Below are 17925 nucleotides of genomic sequence, written 5' to 3'. Positions count from 1 at the left end.
TGAGCGCGATGAGCCAGGCGGCGCAGAATCTGAACTGGTTGATCACCAACTTCGTGGACAACACCCCCGGGGTGTCCCACACAGTGGTGGTCTCCGCCGACGGACTCCTGCTCGCGATGTCCGAAGGATTCCCCCGCGACCGCGCGGACCAGCTCGCGGCGGTGGCGTCCGGACTGACCTCGCTGACCGCGGGCGCGTCCCGGATCTTCGAGGGCGGGCCCGTCGCACAGACCGTGGTGGAGATGGAGCGCGGCTTCCTCTTCCTCATGTCGGTCTCGGACGGGTCCTCGCTGGCCGTGCTCGCGCACCCCGAGTGCGACATCGGCCTCGTCGGCTACGAGATGGCGCTGCTGGTCGACCGGGCCGGCAGCGTCCTCACCCCGGATCTCCGTGCGGAGCTCCAGGGCAGCCTGCTCCACTGAGCGGTCCCCCACCCGCTCGAAGCGAAGGCGTTGCGCCCCTCCGTACCGCCTTCGGCCCGTTCATCGTCCGGCCGCCCCACCCGGCCCCCCACCGGCCCCATCAGACGGCAGCAGTCAGGCCGTCACGCCCGGAGGATTCATGACCCCGCCCACCGCCTCTCACGATCCGTACGGCGGCTCGTCCCTGGACGATCCGTACGGACATGAGGGCGACCAGCCGCTGGTCCGCCCGTACGCGATGACCGGCGGCCGGACCCGGCCGCGCTACCAGCTCGCCATCGAGGCACTGGTCAGCACCACGGCCGACCCGGCCCACCTCGCCACCCTGCTCCCGGAGCACCAGCGGATCTGCCACCTGTGCCGCGAGGTCAAGTCGGTGGCCGAGGTGTCGGCCCTGCTGTCGATGCCGCTCGGTGTCGCCCGGATCCTCGTCGCCGACCTGGCCGAAGCGGGCATGGTGGCGATCCACCAGCCGGGCAACGGAGAGACCGGCGGCACGCCGGACGTGACACTGCTCGAAAGGGTGCTCAGTGGACTTCGCAAGCTCTAACGGCGGCGCCGCCAGATCGACCACCAGCGCGAAGATCGTGGTGGCGGGCGGCTTCGGCGTGGGCAAGACCACGTTCGTCGGCGCCGTCTCGGAGATCGACCCGCTGCGTACCGAGGCCGTCATGACCTCCGCTTCGGCGGGCATCGACGACCTCACGCACACCGGTGGGAAGACGACGACGACGGTCGCGATGGACTTCGGTCGCATCACGCTCGACCAGGACCTGATCCTGTACCTGTTCGGTACGCCCGGCCAGGACCGCTTCTGGTTCATGTGGGACGACCTGGTCCGCGGTGCCATCGGCGCCGTCGTCCTCGTCGACACCCGCCGCCTCGCCGACTGCTTCCCGGCCGTCGACTACTTCGAGAACTCGGGGCTCCCCTTCGTCATCGCCCTCAACGGCTTCGACGGGAACCAGCCCTACCAGCCCGAGGAAGTCCGCGAGGCGCTGCAGATCGGCCCCGACACCCCGATCATCACCACGGACGCCCGTCACCGGGCCGACGCCAAGAGCGCGCTGATCACCCTGGTCGAGCACGCCCTTATGGCCCGGCTCAAGTAGCGGCCGGCGGGGAAGGGCGGAAGCACGTCATATGCCCCCGGGCCGGGGTGATCTGTGTCCTTCGACACGGCCGTCCCCGGCTTCATAACGTTTCGACAGAGAATTGGTGAGCCACGGACACCCGACGCATCCGATCGGTGTCGCTGTGCTCACATGAGCCCCGCCATTTGGCGGGGCTCGCTCTTTATGTCTGTTTTATCTGTGCTCCGGACCGCCGCGGGAGGCCGCATCCCACTGTTTGGAACGGACCCCCATCACGTGCTGCAATTCATGAACTCCCGAGTAGTACGGCCCTGAACGAAACACCGGCACAACGTAGGTGCCGACGCCGAGAGGTTGTTGGTCGAGTGAGGCGAAGCAAGGAAAGCTCCGCGGAGCAGGAGACGCGGGGCAACTTCACCCCGCCGTCGCGCACGGCGATGTCGCCCGCGGACGTGCCCGTGACGCCCGCCCCCGCAGCGGCCGGCTCCCAGGGAAGCTCCAGCAAGCTGTCTCCGCGCAACTGGCGGGTGCCCACCCGACTGAACGCGATCCTGCTCATACCCGTGCTCGTCGGCCTCGTCATGGGCGGCTTCCAGGTCAAGGGCGCCATCGACACCTGGCAGGAGGCGCAGGACGCCGAGAAGACGGCGCTCATCGTGCGCGCCGCCTCGGAGTACAGCACCGCCCTCCTCAACGAGCGCGACCTCACCGCGCGCCCGCTGCTCCTGGCCACGTCGAAGACCGCCCGCGAGAGCGACGAGGTCCTCAAGGCGTACGCCGCGACCGACGCCGCGGGCGACCGGTTCGACGAGGCCGTCAAGAACATGCCCTCCGGGCAGGGCCTGGAGAACCGTCTCCGCAAGTTCAAGGACGCCGAGCCGAAGCTCGCCGCGCTCCGCGAGGCCGCGTACTCCCAGGCCATGGACCCGGTGGAGACCGAGCGCGGTTACGTCGGCATCCAGCACTTCCTCATGGAGTTCTCGAACGAGCTCGGCCTCGGCACCGGCAATATCACCGCCTACGGCCGCAGCGTCTACGCGATCCAGCTCTCCAAGGGCGCCGAGTCCCTCCAGCGCTCCATCGGCACCCACCTGCTCGTCCGGCCCAGCCGCGAGGAGACGGTGTTCGCCCAGCAGTCGGTGGCGTTCAACTCGTACAACTACCTGGAGCAGATCGCCCTCGGCGAGTTCACCTCCGGCGGCCTTCCCGAGGACGTGGAGCTCCTCAAGAAGGTCATGACCAGGAAGGCCACCGACGGCGCCAAGCAGATGGCCGCCGCGGGCGTCGAGCTCCCCAAGGGCCAGGACGGCTCCGTCTTCACCGGCATGGCCGTCCGGATCGGCAGCGCCGACGACGCCGACGCCCTCGCGGCGCTGAAGGCCCAGGGCATCACGGCCGACTCCTGGATGGCCGTCTCCACCGCCAAGTTCGACGGCTACAGCGAGGTCGAGAAGGCCCTCGTCGACAAGGCCGTGGCCGAGGCCGTCAAGATCTCCGACGACGCGCAGACCGACGCCTGGGTCATCGGCGCCAGCGTCGTCCTCGCCCTGCTCGCCGCCTTCATCCTCGCCGGGATGATGGCCCGCCAGATGAGCCGCTCGATGCGCGAGCTGCGCACCGCCGCCTTCGGCATCGCCGAGCAGCGCCTGCCGATGCTCGTCGACCAGCTCTCCCGCACCGACCCCGGCCGGGTCGACACCCGCGTGCAGCCCATCCCGATCGACTCCCAGGACGAGATCGGCGAGGTCGCCCGCGCCTTCGACCAGGTCCACCGCGAGGCCGTCCGGCTCGCCGCCGAGCAGGCCATGCTCCGGGGCAACGTCAACGCGATCTTCACCAACCTGTCCCGCCGCAACCAGTCGCTGATCGAGGGCCAGCTGACCCTCATCACGGACCTGGAGAACAACGAGGCCGACCCGGACCAGCTGGAGAACCTCTTCAAGCTGGACCACCTGGCGACCCGTATGCGCCGCAACGGCGAGAACCTCCTGGTCCTCGCCGGTGAGGAGCCGGGCCGCCGCTGGGACCAGCCGGTCCCGCTGGTCGACGTCATGCGCGCCGCCTCCTCCGAGGTGGAGCAGTACGAGCGCATCGAGCTCGCGGGCGTCCCGGAGGCCGAGATCCACGGCCAGGCCGTGACCGACCTCGTGCACCTGCTCGCCGAGCTCCTGGAGAACGCGACCACGTTCTCCTCCCCGCAGACGAAGGTCCGCGTGACCGCGACCCGTCTGCCCGACGGCCGCGTGATGGTCGAGATCCACGACAAGGGCATCGGCCTGACCGCCGAGGACTTCGCGGACATCAACCACAAGCTGGCGAACCCGCCCACCGTGGACGCCGCCATCTCGCAGCGCATGGGCCTCTTCGTGGTCGGCCGGCTCGCCGACCGGCACGGCATCCGCGTCCAGCTCCGCCCCTCGGGCGAGCAGGCCGGTACGACCTCGCTGGTCATGCTGCCGGACGCCATCACCCACGGTGGCGGTGGCGAGCAGCCGGTCCAGGACGACTTCACCGTCTCCCAGATCATTCCGCGCCAGCAGCAGAACGCCTTCGAGGCCCCCCCGCAGCAGCTGCGGACCGCCGCCGAGCTCGGCTTCGACGACTCGCGCTACGAGCAGCAGACGGAGGAGCGCCCGCTCGACCCGGTCAACCGCTCGCTGCAGCGCGACGAGCGCCGCGCGGCCCTGGAGGCCCAGGCGACCGGCCAGGCCCCGGCCCAGGAGTACGAGCAGGCCGGGTACGAGCAGGGTGCGTACGAGCAGCCGGGCCAGGAGTACGCGGGCGACTACGGCCAGGGCCAGTCGCAGGCCGGGTACGACCAGGGCGGTCAGGAGTACGGCCAGGAGTACGCGAACGGCTACGCCCCGTCCCCGCAGGACGGCTACGGCTACCCGGCGCAGCAGGGCTACGAGGGGTACGACCAGCCCGCCGACGGCTACCCGCAGGGTGCGTATGCGGAAGCCTCGTACGACTCCCCGACCGTCGAACAGCAGCAGTACGGCAACACGTTCGATCCCCACGCCCACCAGGGAGAGTGGCAGGACGGCAACGGTTACCAGGGCGGCTACGACCCGTCATACGGAGCCGAATCGGAATCTGCTCCGAGCGCTCCCGCGCAGGCCGCCGAGCGCGTAGGCTTCGACCGTCCGGGTCCGACCGCGAGTCCCGCCCCGGATGCCGGCCACGCACTCACCGACGCCGGTCTGCCGCGCCGTGGCAGCGTCGCCCCGCAGACGCCCCAGGCGCAGCGGTCCGCGCCGGAGCAGTCCGCGCGACCGGCGACCCAGCAGCCCGCGCAGCAGCAGAACGAAGCCGACGGTACCGACGAATGGCGCTCGGCCAACGACGAGCGCTGGCAGCGGGCCGGCAAGCTCCGCGAGCCGAAGGCGGGCGGGGTCACCTCGTCCGGGCTTCCCCGGCGCGTCCCCAAGGCCAACCTGGTCGAGGGCACGGCGGAGCAGACCCCGCAGGGCGGCCCCCAGGTCTCCCGCGCACCCGAGGACGTACGGGGCAGGTTGAGCAACCTGCGCCGGGGCGTCCAGCAGGGACGCAGCGCGGGAACGGACACGAACGGATCGGGCCTCGGCCCGGGCAGTACCTACAACCAGGAGCGTTAGTGTGAGCGCGATGAGCCAGGCGGCGCAGAATCTGAACTGGTTGATCACCAACTTCGTGGACAACACCCCCGGGGTGTCCCACACGGTGGTGGTCTCCGCCGACGGCCTCCTCCTTGCGATGTCGGAGGGCTTCCCCCGGGACCGCGCCGATCAGCTTGCGGCGGTCGCGTCCGGACTGACCTCGCTGACCGCGGGTGCGTCCCGGATCTTCGAGGGTGGTGCGGTCAACCAGACCGTGGTGGAGATGGAGCGCGGCTTCCTCTTCATCATGTCGATCTCGGACGGCTCCTCGCTGGCCGTCCTCGCCCACCCGGAGGCCGACATCGGTCTGGTGGGCTACGAGATGGCCCTTCTCGTGGACCGGGCCGGCACTGTCCTGACGCCCGACCTGCGGGCGGAGCTCCAGGGAAGTCTTCTCAACTAACAGACAGACAGTGCGTTTCTCGTCACCGCACCGTAAGGTGCGGTGGCGCGGTTTCAAGGGACATGGGGCCGCGAAGCAGTCGGAGGAGGAGACGTGGGAACACCCCCGGGCAGTAGTCCGTACAACGGTTTTGACGCGCATCAGGCACCGCTCGGCGATGCCGCGCAGAACCGGTTCAACTTTCCCTCCGCACCCAGCAGACAGGGCGCTTCTCAGCCGTATCGGCAGCAGGCTCCCTCGGCCCCCGCGGGCTCGCCCAACGCGCCGCGCGCCACGAGCGGTTCGGGCGGTTCGGGCGCCTCGGGCGGGAACAACCCGCTCGTGCGTCCGTACGCGATGACCGGCGGCCGGACCCGGCCGCGCTACCAGCTCGCCATCGAGGCGCTGGTCAGTACGACGGCCGATCCCTCCCGGCTGCAGGGGCAGTTGCCCGAGCACCAGCGGATCTGCCGGCTGTGCTTCGAGATCAAGTCGGTCGCGGAGATCTCGGCACTTCTCTCCATTCCCCTCGGCGTTGCCCGGATCCTCGTCGCCGACCTGGCCGAGGCGGGGCTTGTCGCCATCCACCAGCCCGGCGGCGACGAGGCCGCCGGTGGTCAGCCAGACGTGACACTGCTCGAAAGGGTGCTCAGTGGACTTCGCAAGCTCTAGCGGCGGCGCGGCCCGTTCAACCACCAGCGCGAAGATCGTGGTGGCGGGTGGCTTCGGCGTGGGCAAGACCACGTTCGTCGGCGCCGTCTCGGAGATCAACCCGCTGCGTACCGAGGCCGTCATGACGTCTGCGTCCGCGGGCATCGACGACCTCACGCACACCGGCGACAAGACGACGACGACTGTCGCGATGGACTTCGGCCGCATCACCCTGGACCAGGACCTGATCCTGTACCTGTTCGGTACGCCCGGCCAGGACCGCTTCTGGTTCATGTGGGACGACCTGGTCCGCGGTGCCATCGGCGCCGTGGTGCTCGTCGACACCCGCCGCCTCGCCGACTGCTTCCCGGCCGTCGACTACTTCGAGAACAGCGGCCTGCCGTTCGTCATCGCCCTCAACGGCTTCGACGGCCATCAGCCGTACAACCCCGAAGAGGTCCGCGAGGCCCTGCAGATCGGCCCCGACACCCCCATCATCACCACGGACGCCCGCCACCGGGCCGACGCCAAGAGCGCGCTGATCACCCTGGTCGAGCACGCCCTCATGGCCCGGCTGCGGTAGTCCCGACGGGACGTCCCCACGGATGTGAGAGGCCCCGCGCACCCTCCGGTGCGCGGGGCCTCTGCCGTACCGCCGTACCGCCGTACCGCCGCACCGCTGGACGCCGTACGCCGAAGGCCCCCGCTCCGGGAGGGAGCGGGGGCCTTCGGCGGGACGTGGGTCAGCCCTGCCAGGAGTGAGAGGGGCGGAAACCCGACTGGCGCTCCAGGCGGCGCCAGCCTGCCGTGGAGCGGCCGTGGTGCGCGACGGCGTGGTCGTCGGCGGGCCGGGCGGCGGCGCGGGCGAGCAGGACCGCGGTGATGGCGGCCAGCTCCTCGGGGTCGGCGTGGCCCTTCTCGACGCGGAGAAGGTTGGCGGGCGTGGTCACGTGGTTGTCTCCTCTTACTGAGGCGGATTGCCGTGCTTGCGGGACGGCAGGTCGGCGTGCTTGGTGCGGAGCATCGCGAGGGACCTGATGAGCACCTGGCGGGTGTCGGCGGGGTCGATGACGTCGTCGACCAGGCCGCGCTCCGCCGCGTAGTACGGGTGCATCAGCTCCGCCTTGTACTCCTTGACCATGCGCACGCGCATGGCTTCGGGGTCCTCGGCCTCCGCGATCTGCTTGCGGAAGATGACGTTGGCGGCGCCCTCGGCGCCCATCACCGCGATTTCGTTGGTGGGCCAGGCGTACGTCAGGTCGGCGCCGATGGACTGGGAGTCCATGACGATGTAGGCGCCGCCGTAGGCCTTGCGCAGGATCAGCGAGATCCGAGGCACGGTCGCGTTGCAGTACGCGTAGAGCAGCTTGGCGCCGTGCCGGATGATTCCACCGTGCTCCTGGTCGACGCCCGGCAGGAAGCCGGGGACGTCCAGAAGGGTGATGATCGGGATGTTGAAGGCGTCGCACATCTGCACGAAGCGGGCGGCCTTCTCGGAGGCCTCGATGTCGAGGACGCCGGCGAGCGACTGCGGCTGGTTGGCGACGATGCCGACGACCTGGCCGTCGAGGCGGGCCAGGGCGCAGATGATGTTGCGCGCCCAGCGCTCGTGGATCTCCAGGTAGTCGCCGTCGTCGACGAGCTCCTCGATGACCTTGTGCATGTCGTACGGGCGGTTGCCGTCGGCGGGCACCAGGTCGAGGAGGACGTCGGAGCGGCGGTCGGCCGGGTCCTCGGAGGCGACGGTCGGCGGGTTCTCACGGTTGTTCTGCGGGAGCATCGACAGGAGGTAGCGGACCTCGGCGATGCAGGTCTCCTCGTCGTCGTACGCGAAGTGCGCGACGCCCGAGGTCTCGGCGTGGACGTCGGCGCCGCCGAGGCCGTTCTGGGTGATCTCCTCGCCGGTGACCGCCTTGACGACGTCCGGGCCGGTGATGAACATCTGCGAGGTCTCGCGGACCATGAAGACGAAGTCGGTGAGGGCGGGGCTGTAGGCCGCGCCGCCCGCGCAGGGGCCGAGCATGACCGAGATCTGCGGGATGACGCCGGAGGCGCGGGTGTTGCGCTGGAAGATGCCGCCGTAGCCGGCGAGGGCGGAGACGCCCTCCTGGATGCGGGCGCCGGCGCCGTCGTTCAGGGAGACCAGCGGGGCACCGGCCGCGATGGCCATGTCCATGATCTTGTGGATCTTGGTGGCGTGGGCCTCGCCGAGGGCGCCGCCGAAGATCCGGAAGTCGTGGGCGTAGACGAAGACGGTCCGGCCCTCGACCGTGCCCCAGCCGGTGATGACACCGTCGGTGTACGGCTTCCTGGCCTCCAGGCCGAAGCCGGTGGCGCGGTGCCGCCGGAGCTGCTCGACCTCGTTGAAGGAACCAGGGTCGAGGAGCAGCTCGATGCGCTCGCGTGCGGTCAGCTTGCCCTTGGCGTGCTGGGCCTCGGTCGCGCGCTCGCTCGGGCCGGCCATGGCCTGCTCGCGCAGGACGTGCAGCTCGGCCACGCGGCCTCGGGCGTCGGCGGGCTCGCTCGGGATCTGGTCGACAACGGTCATGTACTGACCCTACGAACTCGACCAAGAATTCGCTGCCGTCGACTCCGTACAGTCCTCCGTGTCGATTCCTGGTGGGGACGGACAGAACCGGGGCCTGCGGGGCCCGAGTCAACAGCCGTGCACCCCCCACGGTTGTGGAGGGTGCACAAATGGCCGAACGGACCTCCCCCGGACGGAGGCGGCCCGGGGGTCAGCCGCAGTGGAAGCGCGCGGCGCCCCAGTCGGCGTGATCGTTGCCGTTTCCGTCGCCGCCGTCGGTGACCACGAGGTCGACGTAGGAGGCTCCGGTGACGTCCGCGGTGAGGGACCAGGCCGGGTCGGTGGCCCGGAGGACGGGTGAGAGCGCCTTCTCGGTGCCGTCGGCGCGCACGGCGAAGCGTACGGTGCCCCGTGCGGTCTGGACGTCGTCGACGCCGACCTGGGCGGTGAAGGACGTGCACCTCCCGCCGAGGTAGTAGCGGACGGTGGCGGGCGCGTGGGTGCCGAGCCCCTTGGCGTACGCCACCCCCCCGATCCGGAGGGGCGCGCCGTCCCCGGCGCCCGTCTCGCCGTTGGAGAGGTCCCGCTCGACGGGGCCCCAGCCGTTGGTGGCCGAGGTCCAGTCGAGGTCGCTCGCCCAGCTGTCGGCGGTGGGCGGCGGCGGCAGGGTGCGGACGGAGGCGGTGGAGCTCAGGTGCCGCTCCCCGCCGCCGAGCGTGTACGTGAGGTCGGCGGTGAGCGCGTACGTCCGGTAGGGGGCGTCCATGGGCGGGGTCACGTGCCAGGTGGCGGTGGCGGCGCCGCCGGCCGGGACGGGGGCGAGCCCGACGGGCGCGGCCGGCTCGGCGGTCCAGCCCTCCGGGAGCGCGAGGGCGGCGCGGGCGCCGGTGACCTCGGTGGCCTCGTCGTTGGCGAAGGTGACGGTGACCCGGTTCGGGCGGCCGGGCTCCAGGGTCCCGGGGGCGGTCGTCGTCAGGGTGCCGCAGGCGGGGCGGGCCGGGGCCGGCCCGAGGTCGGTGACGGTGAACTCGTCGAGGACGAGGTCGGCGCCGTCGGGGGCGTCCCCGCGCTTGCGCAGGCCGACCCAGGTGTCGCCGCAGCCGGCGGTGACCGTCTCCTCGAAGCGTCCGGTGGTGCGCTGCTGTCCGAGCGGGGTGCGGCGGGTCTCGACGGAGGTGCCGTTCGCGCGGTCGTAGCCGGTGATCCACTCGTAGGCGCCGGAGTGGCTCGACTGGTGGGCGAAGGAGACGCGGTAGGCGTGGCCGTCCTCCAGGGGGACGGTCCAGGGCGCGGTGCGGTAGACGAGGCCGCTGTTCTCGTCGTGGGACTTGAGGGACTCGGCGCCGCCGATCACGTCGTCGATGGCCTTGCCGTTCCAGCCGGCCTGGGTGAAGGGGGCGTGCAGCTGGGCGATGTGGGTGCGCGGGTCGGTCGTACCGCCGGAGTCGCCCTTGAGGAAGGGGCCCCAGCCCTGGTCGACGGCCTCGAAGTCCTCGTACACGAGGGTGCCCGGGCGGGTGGCCGGGTCGTTGGCGACGATCCGGACGTCGTCGATCCGGACGGTGGCGGCCGGGCCCGCGGCGGCCACGACGCTCAGCGGGGTGCTGCCGGTGGCGGGGGCGGTGAAGGTGACCTTGGCGCGCTGCATGCGCGTGCCGTTCCAGTCGGAGGCGGCGACCCGGTCCTGGAGCGCCGACCGTTCGACGGTCACGGACCGCCCGCCGACGCTGAGGGTGGTGGGGCGGGTCGCGCCCGCCTCGACCTCGATCAGGGCGGAGGCGGTGTACCGGGCGCCCGGGGTGAGTCCGGTGATCTGCTGGCGGACGGCGGCGGTGGCGGGGCCGGTGAGCTTCGCGCTGTTGCGGCCCTGGTCGTCGGTGTCGCGGGTGACGGCGCCGGTGGTGGTCCAGGCGGTCAGGCGGGCGTCGTTGAAGCCGGGGTCGTCGACGGGGGTGCCCTCGCCCCACCGGGGGTCCTGGGCGGCGGGGGCGGAGCGGTGGAGGACGTACGGCTGTCCGGCGGTGGCGTCGAGGGTGACGCGGCCGTTCACCGGGCGGACGGTGGTGACCTTCGTGCGGCCGTTGTCGGTGAGGCGGTAGACGGTGTACGCACCGGTACCGGGGACGGCCCAACTCGTCCTTCCGCCGGTCTTGTTGTAGTGGTAGAGCTTGGCTCCGCCGGACCACGGGAGCAGGTAGGCGTCGCCGTCGAGGACCTTGCGGCCGTGCTCGTAGAAGGTGCGGCGGCCGTTCTCGACGGTGCCGCGGACGCCTCCGGTGAAGGCGATGTCGGTGCCGTTCCAGCGGGTGATCTTCTGCTGCTGGAGGTACTTGGCGGGGAGGTTGCGCTGCCAGATGTTGGCGGTGAAGGCGTTCCAGTCGGTCTCGCCGGTCCAGCCCTCGAAGTCGACGAGCGCGGTCTGGCCGAGGACGGGGTGGTCGTTCCAGACGTCCTTCTCGCCGTTGCGGATGAAGCGGATGATCCTCGAGTTGAGGCCCTTGTTGGTGGCGCCGCCGTAGTCGAGGTCGTTGGCCCAGTGGGACCAGAGGGAGTCGCGCTCGAACTTGTCGGACCACTCGGTGGCGACGTTCCAGCCCTGGGCGCGGACGGCCCGCATCGTCTCGTCGGCGATCCAGCCGTGTGTGTAGTAGACGTCGACGTAGAGCGTCGACAGGCCGGGGTGGGTCTCGTCGCGGAGCTGCTGGAAGCGGCGGGCGAGGTCGCCGCTGTTGAGGTCGCGGCGCTGGTCGATGGAGTAGCTCTGGTTCAGCCAGTTCCAGCCGGGCTTGGTCTTGTCGACGAGGGTCTCGCTGAAGTTCTTCGCCTCGGGATAGGACTCGGTGGCGTTGACGTGGACGCCGAAGTCCGCGCCCCACGTCCGGCCGGCCGCGAGGAGGGTGTTGAGGTCGGCGAGGCCGCCCGCGCGCTTGTTGTAGTTGCCGCCGTAGTCGGGGTGGGCCGAGTCGTGGCCCTCGGAGCCGTACCCCTTGAGCAGGGCGAACTGGCCGAGTCCGTCGGTGGCGAGCGAGATCCGCTTGACGTCGTCGAGGGTGCGCAGGAAGGGGTGGGTGGCCTGGGAGGCGAAGTTGAAGGGGATGTGGGCGACCACCCGGCCGGGGGTCTTCTCGCTGCCGGGCGCCCTGATCCCGATCGTACGGAAGGCGATGGCGCCGTCCTGCCAGTCGGTGACGCCGTCGGCGTTGGCGTCGGGGGTGACGACGACCCTGGCCCAGGGGAGGTCGTCGCCGGACTCCGGGTGCGGGGCGCCGGCGCCGCGGTGGGTCCACTGGCCGGACCAGACGCCGACGCGGGTCTCGGCGCCGGTCGTGCGGGCCTGGTGCCAGAAGCGGGCGCCGTCGCGGGCGGAGGCGCCGGAGGGCTTGTCGTAGCTGGAGTTGGACTCGACGGCGGCGGCGAGGGAGGCGGTGTTGACGATCGCGTAGGTCGCACCCACCGGGGTGGTCTCGGCCGGGGTGGCGGCCGTGACCTTCGCGAACACGTCGGCGGTCCGGGTGGAGTCGGGGTCGAGCCGGGTGAAGGCGGTGGCGGCGCCGGGTTCGGAGGAGCCGACGGACACGAGGTCGTGGCCGGGTATGTCGATCGTGCCGACGCGGAAGGCCTCGGTGTCGCGGACGGCGGTGACGCGGAAGGTGGTGGCCCGGCCGGTGACGCTCAGGCGCGCGTCGATCTCCACGCCCGGCAGGTCGGGGAAGGCGAGCGTGTAGGCGGCGGAGGTGGCGGTCAGGACGGGGGCGCCCTGGGCGCGGACGGCGTGCGGGGTGCCGTTCAGGACGACCCGTTCGACGGGGGAGGTGCTGCCGAGCAGCCGGGCACCGGTCGCGCGGTCGGTGTACGACAGGACGCGGGGGAAGTCGTCGGCGACGGCGACGGCGAGCCGGTCGGAGCCGATGACGGAGGTGGCGGCGGCCTCCGCCGGGGCGCTGCGGGGCTCGGCGACGGCGGGCCACGCGAGGGTGAACACGACGGAGGACGCGGCCGCCAGCGCGCAGGCCGCACGGATTCTTCGTGAGAGGGGGAGGGACATGCGCCCTATTGGCCCGCGCCCCGGCGGCACCGTCAACGAGATCGCGCCGCGCGGGCCCCTCCAGTCCAAGAACCCCCTGCGGTTAGTCCAAGCCGTTCGGGTGAACCTCGACCCCAGATGTTGAATGTTGAACGGAATGGGGTTACAGTCATTCTCGTTGAAGGTTCAACAAACACCGACAAGGAGCACGCCATGGGTCTCTTCGGCCGCAAGAACACCGAGTCCGTCGCCACCACCGCCACCGCCACCCTCCCCGTGGACCCGGCGCTCGCCGCCCTCACCGGCGACTACACCATCGACCCGGCGCACAGCAGCATCGGCTTCACCGTCCGGCACGCGATGGTCACCAACGTCCGCGGCAGCTTCGCCGACCACGAGGGCACCCTGAGGCTCGACGGCTCCGACCCGGCCTCCTCGACCGCCTCCATCGACGTGCGCATCGCGTCCGTCGACACCGGCATCGCGGACCGTGACGGCCACCTGCGCAGCGGCGACTTCTTCGACGCCGAGCGGTTCCCGCTGATGACCTTCCGCTCCACGGAGGCGGCACAGCTGGGCGGCGACATGTACCGGATCACCGGCGACCTGACCATCAAGGACGTCACCCGGCCGCTCTCCATCGACCTGGAGTTCAACGGCACGGCCACCGACGTCTACGGCAACGAGCGCGTCGGCTTCGAGGGCTCGGCGGAGATCCTCCGCTCCGAGTGGGGCCTGACCTGGAACGCGGCCCTGGAGACCGGTGGCGTGATGGTCAGCGACAAGGTGAAGCTGAACTTCGACATCTCCGCGATCAAGAACGCCGCCTGATCGTCCCTCCCTCCGGGACACCTGCCCGGACCCACGAGCGCGCCCGCCCTCCGCACCGCGGAAGGCGGGCGCTCGGCGTTCCGGGGCTCCGGCGTTCCCGGGCTTCCGGGTTCCCGCGCTCCCGCCGGCCGAACGAGGCCTTCTGCCAAGGGCGTTGTCGGTGGGGGCGGCTAGCGTCGGCGGCATGGACATCCGCATCGACAGCGGCGCGCTGACCGACGCCGTCGCCTGGGCCGCGCGCGTGCTGCCCGCCCGGTCCCCCGTGCCCGTCCTCGGGGGCCTGCTCCTGGAGGCGGCCGACGGGCGGCTGCGCGTCTCCGGGCTCGACCACGAGGCCTCCGCGCGGGTCGAGACCGAGGCCGACACCGTGACCGAGGGGCGGGCGCTCGTCCTGGGCAGACGGCTCCACGACATCTGCAAGGTGCTGCCGCGCGGCGCGGCGCGCCTGGAGACCGAGGGCGCCCGGCTCTCGGTGACCTCCGGCGACGCCCGGTTCGGCCTGTCGCTGCTGCCGCTCGACGACTATCCGGCCGCGCCCGCGCTGCCCGCGCTCCGGGGGCACGTGGACGCGGACGCCTTCGCGGCGGCGGTCGGCCAGGTGGCCGTGGCGGCCGGACGGGACGACGCGCTGCCGGTCCTCACCGGGATACGGCTCGCCCTCGACGGCCCGGTCATGACCCTGGCGGCCACGGACCGCTACCGCTACGCGGTCCGGGCCCTCGAGTGGTACCCGGACGCCGGAGTCGCGGCCGCCGACGTGGTGGTCCCGGCTCGCCGCCTCGCCGAGATCGCCCGGTCGCTCGCCGGTGCGGACCGGGTCCGGCTCGCGCTGGACGCGGGCTCGCTGGGCTTCGAGGCGGCCGGGCTGCGCGCCACGACCCGGCTGCTCGACGGCCGGCTCCCGAAGCACGACAAGCTGTTCGCGCTCGGCGACCCCGTCGTCGCGGTGACCGCGCGGGCTCCGCTGGTCGAGGCCGTGAAGCGGGTCGCGGTCGTCGCGGAGGGCGACAGCCCCGTCCGGCTCGCCTTCGACGGGGCGACGGTCCACCTGCGGGCGGGGTACGAGGACGACGTGGCCAGCCAGCGGCTGCCGGCCGTGTGCACCGCCGCCGAGCCGGTGACGGTGGCGTTCAACCCCGGGTACCTGCTGGACGCCCTCGGCTCGTTCGAGGCCCCGGAGATCCGCTTCCACCTCCTCGGCCCCGGGCAGCGCGCGCTGCTCACCGACGGCGGGAAGGGGGACCACCAGCACCTGCTGATGTCCGTGAAGCCCCTGGTGTGACCCACCGGGAAGCAAGATCCAAAAGAGAGGGCCTAGAACCCGCCGCCGCCGTCGAAGCCGCCGCCACCGCCGAAGTCCCCGCCGCCGAAGCCGCCTCCGTCGCCCCCGCCGAAGTCGCCGCCGCCGAAGGAGCCGGAGTCGAACTCGGCGCCGGAGACGTCGCCGCCCTCGAACTCGGAGCCGCCGTACTCGGAGGCGTACGCGGGCATGGAGAGCGTCGAGCCGAGCATCGTGCCGACGAGGAGGCCGGGCAGGAGGCCGCCGCCGAAGTAGCCGCCCGCCCAGGGCCCGTACGCCGGGCCCGCCTCCCAGTAGGGGCGGCGCCCGTAGCCGGTGTCGACCGTGCGGGCCAGCGGGTCGAGGCCGTCGTCGAGCCGGGCCGCGTCGGCGGCGCAGACGGGCACCTGGCGCGGCGCCCCGCCGGCCGGGGTCCAGGTGCGGTCCTCGGTCGAGGGCCCGTGGCGGGGGTCGAAGAAGCAGGGGGCGCGGCGTTCGGGCAGGGGCCGGGAGGCGCGTCGGGCGGCGAGCACCGCGAGCGCGAAGCGGCCGTCCTCCAGGGCCTCGGTGACGCCCCGGACGTCGTGCGGGCGGGCGGCCGAGGCCATGAGGCCCTTGGCCTTGTCGTACGCGTCGAGGGCGTGTTCGTAGTCGGCGCGCATCTCCTCGTCGGCGCCCGCCTCGGCGGGATGGAAGTCGAGCCGTTCGAGTTCCTCGCCGAAGGCGGTGATGTCCTCGTCGACGACGACGCGGAGCTTCTCCAGCGCCTCCCGCTCCTCCGCCTCCTTCCGGCGGCGCTTGCCGCGGACCACGGCGTAGGCGCTCGCGCCGCCGACCGCGGCGACGGCGCCGAGGGTGACGAGTCCGGCGACGGGGACCCCGGCGTCCGTACCGGCGCTGCCCCAGGAGGCGGGGGCGGAGCCGCGGGCGGTGGGCAGGGCCTGGTCGACGAAGTTGTTCAGCTCGGTGGCCGCGTCCACACCGGGCTGGCGGACGGAGGCGACGAGGTTGCTCACGGCGTCCGCGGACATGACCGAGGGGTCGGCCTTGGCGTCGAACCCGTCGCCGAGCCGGATCGCGTAGAGACCGGTGATCCCGGTCTGGGTGCGCAGGTTCCGGAAGAGATCGGCGGGCGGGAACTGGGCGTTCGCGGGCAGCACGGCCACGAAGACCGGCTTGTCCGCGTCCTCGATCTTCTTCGCGAGGGCGTCCGCCTCGGCCCGGGAGAGCTGGTCGGCGGCGGCGGGATCGACGTAGACCGGACCCTGCTTCAGGGCGGCGGCCACGTCGGGGATCCCCGTGGCCCTGGCGCCCGAGGAGGGGGCCAGGGCCAGGAGCAGCAGCAGGATCAGCCCGGCGAGGGCCGACAGTACGGAGAGCGGCCTGGTCCTCATGGTTCGACGCTACCCGAACGGCATCGAACTAGACATAGCAGGCAGAACGCCTATTCGGCGGGGTCGATCCCCACTCGCAGCAGCCCGTACGTGAAGGCGTCCTCCAGGGCCTGCCAGGAGGCGGCGATGACGTTCTCGCCGACGCCGACCGTGGACCACTCGGCGTTGCCGTCGCTGGTCGTGATCAGGACCCGGGTCGTGGACTCGGTGCCGTGGCGGCCCTCCAGGATGCGGACCTTGTAGTCGACCAGCTCGAACTTGGCGAGCTGCGGGTAGATCCGCTCCAGGGCCACCCGCATCGCCCGGTCCAGGGCGTTGACCGGGCCGTTGCCCTCCGCCGTGGCGACGATCCGCTCGCCCTTGGCCCAGAGCTTCACGGTGGCCTCGTTGGCGTGGGTGCCGTCGGGGCGGTCCTCGACGATCGCCCGCCAGGACTCCGTACGGAAGTAGCGGCGGGCCCGGCCCTCGGCCTCCTCGCGGAGGAGCAGCTCGAAGGAGGCGTCGGCGGCCTCGTACGTGTAGCCCTTGAGCTCGCGCTCCTTGACCCGCTCGACGACCCGGCCGACCAGGGCCCGGTCGCCGCCGAGGTCGACTCCCAGCTCCTTGCCCTTGAGCTCGATGGAGGCCCGGCCGGCCATGTCGGAGACGAGCATCCGCATGGTGTTGCCGACCAGCTCGGGGTCGATGTGCTGGTAGAGGTCGGGGTCGACCTTGATGGCGGAGGCGTGCAGGCCGGCCTTGTGGGCGAAGGCGGAGACGCCGACGTACGGCTGGTGGGTGGACGGCGTGAGGTTGACGACCTCGGCGATGGCGTGGGAGATCCGCGTCATCTCGGCGAGGGCGCCTTCGGGCAGCACCCGCTTGCCGTACTTCAGCTCCAGGGCCGCGACGACGGGGAAGAGGTTGGCGTTGCCGACCCGCTCGCCGTAGCCGTTGGCGGTGCACTGGACGTGGGTGGCGCCCGCGTCGACGGCCGCGAGGGTGTTGGCGACGGCGCAGCCGGTGTCGTCCTGGGCGTGGATGCCGAGCCGGGCGCCGGTGTCGGCGATGACGGTGGCGACGACGGCCTGGATCTGGGCGGGGAGCATGCCGCCGTTGGTGTCGCAGAGGATGACGACGTCGGCGCCGGCCTCGTGCGCGGCGCGCACCACGGCCTTGGCGTAGTCCGGGTTGGCCTTGTAGCCGTCGAAGAAGTGCTCGCAGTCCACGAAGACGCGGCGGCCCTGGGAGCGCAGGTGGGCGACGGTGTCGCGGACCATCTCCAGGTTCTCGTCGAGGGTGGTGCGCAGGGCCAGCTCGACGTGGCGGTCGTGCGACTTGGCGACCAGGGTGATCACCGGAGCGCCGGAGTCGAGGAGCGCCTTGACCTGCGGGTCGTCGGCGGCGCTGCCCCCGGCCCTGCGGGTGGCGCCGAAGGCGACGAGCTGGGCGTTCCTGAACGCGATCTCCTGGCGGGCGCGGGCGAAGAACTCCGTGTCGCGCGGGTTGGCGCCGGGCCAGCCGCCCTCGATGAAGCCCACGCCGAACTCGTCGAGGTGCCGGGCGATGGTCAGCTTGTCCGCGACGGTGAGGTTGATGCCTTCACGCTGCGCCCCGTCGCGCAGCGTCGTGTCGAAGACATGGAAGCTGTCGTCGAGGCGCGGGCTCTCGCCGTTCTCCGTGGTCATGACTGTGATGGCTCCT

14 protein-coding genes are annotated in these 17925 nt (G+C 71.8%); 9 read left to right on the top strand and 5 right to left on the bottom strand.

From position 1 onward, the window contains the following. The first annotated feature begins 8 nt into the window (after positions 1-8). From ACWDVG_RS15105 to ACWDVG_RS15075, 7 genes are all read left to right on the top strand, one after another. On the top strand, positions 9-422 hold the full coding sequence (locus ACWDVG_RS15105) for a roadblock/LC7 domain-containing protein (RefSeq protein WP_030496942.1): 414 nt from the start codon (positions 9-11) through the stop codon (positions 420-422). Between the two features lie 139 nt (positions 423-561). Further along, positions 562-972 (top strand): DUF742 domain-containing protein, encoded by a 411-nt coding sequence (locus ACWDVG_RS15100; RefSeq protein WP_451699596.1) that lies wholly within the window; start codon positions 562-564, stop codon positions 970-972. Beyond that, on the top strand, positions 953-1534 hold the full coding sequence (locus ACWDVG_RS15095; RefSeq protein WP_451699595.1) for a GTP-binding protein: 582 nt from the start codon (positions 953-955) through the stop codon (positions 1532-1534). The genes ACWDVG_RS15100 and ACWDVG_RS15095 overlap by 20 nt, the downstream gene beginning before the upstream one ends. 347 nt (positions 1535-1881) lie before the next feature. Further along, positions 1882-5133, top strand: coding sequence for a nitrate- and nitrite sensing domain-containing protein (locus ACWDVG_RS15090; RefSeq protein ID WP_451699594.1), 3252 nt, complete (start codon positions 1882-1884; stop codon positions 5131-5133). Positions 5134-5143: 10 nt separating this feature from the next. Further along, a complete protein-coding gene (locus ACWDVG_RS15085) occupies positions 5144-5557 on the top strand; it encodes a roadblock/LC7 domain-containing protein (RefSeq protein WP_026057603.1) in 414 nt (137 codons plus the stop codon). Positions 5558-5650: 93 nt separating this feature from the next. Further along, a complete protein-coding gene (locus tag ACWDVG_RS15080) occupies positions 5651-6208 on the top strand; it encodes a DUF742 domain-containing protein (RefSeq protein ID WP_451699593.1) in 558 nt (185 codons plus the stop codon). Further along, positions 6189-6770, top strand: a complete 582-nt coding sequence (locus tag ACWDVG_RS15075) for a GTP-binding protein (RefSeq protein WP_050791473.1) — start codon at positions 6189-6191, stop codon at positions 6768-6770. The genes ACWDVG_RS15080 and ACWDVG_RS15075 overlap by 20 nt, the downstream gene beginning before the upstream one ends. A gap of 160 nt (positions 6771-6930) precedes the next feature. Here the strand turns inward: ACWDVG_RS15075 and ACWDVG_RS15070 are convergent, their stop codons facing one another. From ACWDVG_RS15070 to ACWDVG_RS15060, 3 genes are all read right to left on the bottom strand, one after another. After that, positions 6931-7137, bottom strand: a complete 207-nt coding sequence (locus tag ACWDVG_RS15070) for an acyl-CoA carboxylase subunit epsilon (protein WP_451699592.1) — start codon at positions 7135-7137, stop codon at positions 6931-6933. A gap of 14 nt (positions 7138-7151) precedes the next feature. Then, positions 7152-8735 carry an acyl-CoA carboxylase subunit beta gene (locus tag ACWDVG_RS15065; RefSeq protein ID WP_451699591.1) on the bottom strand — a complete coding sequence of 528 codons (1584 nt, stop codon included), beginning with the start codon at positions 8733-8735 and terminating at the stop codon, positions 7152-7154. A 190-nt stretch (positions 8736-8925) separates the two neighbouring features. After that, positions 8926-12759 (bottom strand): endo-alpha-N-acetylgalactosaminidase family protein, encoded by a 3834-nt coding sequence (locus ACWDVG_RS15060; protein ID WP_451699590.1) that lies wholly within the window; start codon positions 12757-12759, stop codon positions 8926-8928. 192 nt (positions 12760-12951) lie between these two features. On the opposite strand from ACWDVG_RS15060, the gene ACWDVG_RS15055 reads away from it, so the two are divergent. Together ACWDVG_RS15055 and dnaN are read left to right on the top strand one after the other, a co-directional pair. Continuing rightward, on the top strand, positions 12952-13569 hold the full coding sequence (locus tag ACWDVG_RS15055; protein ID WP_451699589.1) for a YceI family protein: 618 nt from the start codon (positions 12952-12954) through the stop codon (positions 13567-13569). A gap of 184 nt (positions 13570-13753) precedes the next feature. Beyond that, positions 13754-14851 (top strand): DNA polymerase III subunit beta, encoded by a 1098-nt coding sequence (gene dnaN / locus ACWDVG_RS15050; RefSeq protein WP_451699588.1) that lies wholly within the window; start codon positions 13754-13756, stop codon positions 14849-14851. A 32-nt stretch (positions 14852-14883) separates the two neighbouring features. On the opposite strand, the gene ACWDVG_RS15045 is transcribed toward dnaN, so the two are convergent. Then, the gene (locus tag ACWDVG_RS15045; RefSeq protein ID WP_451699587.1) at positions 14884-16242 is read right to left on the bottom strand and encodes a hypothetical protein; all 1359 of its coding nucleotides are present in this window, start codon (positions 16240-16242) and stop codon (positions 14884-14886) included. Between the two features lie 50 nt (positions 16243-16292). Continuing rightward, the gene (cimA, locus tag ACWDVG_RS15040) at positions 16293-17909 is read right to left on the bottom strand and encodes a citramalate synthase (protein WP_451699586.1); all 1617 of its coding nucleotides are present in this window, start codon (positions 17907-17909) and stop codon (positions 16293-16295) included. Positions 17910-17925: the final 16 nt, after the last annotated feature.

The sequence above is a fragment of the Streptomyces sp. NPDC003327 genome, from assembly GCF_053589515.1.
This window is presented reverse-complemented; position numbering and strand designations above follow the sequence as displayed.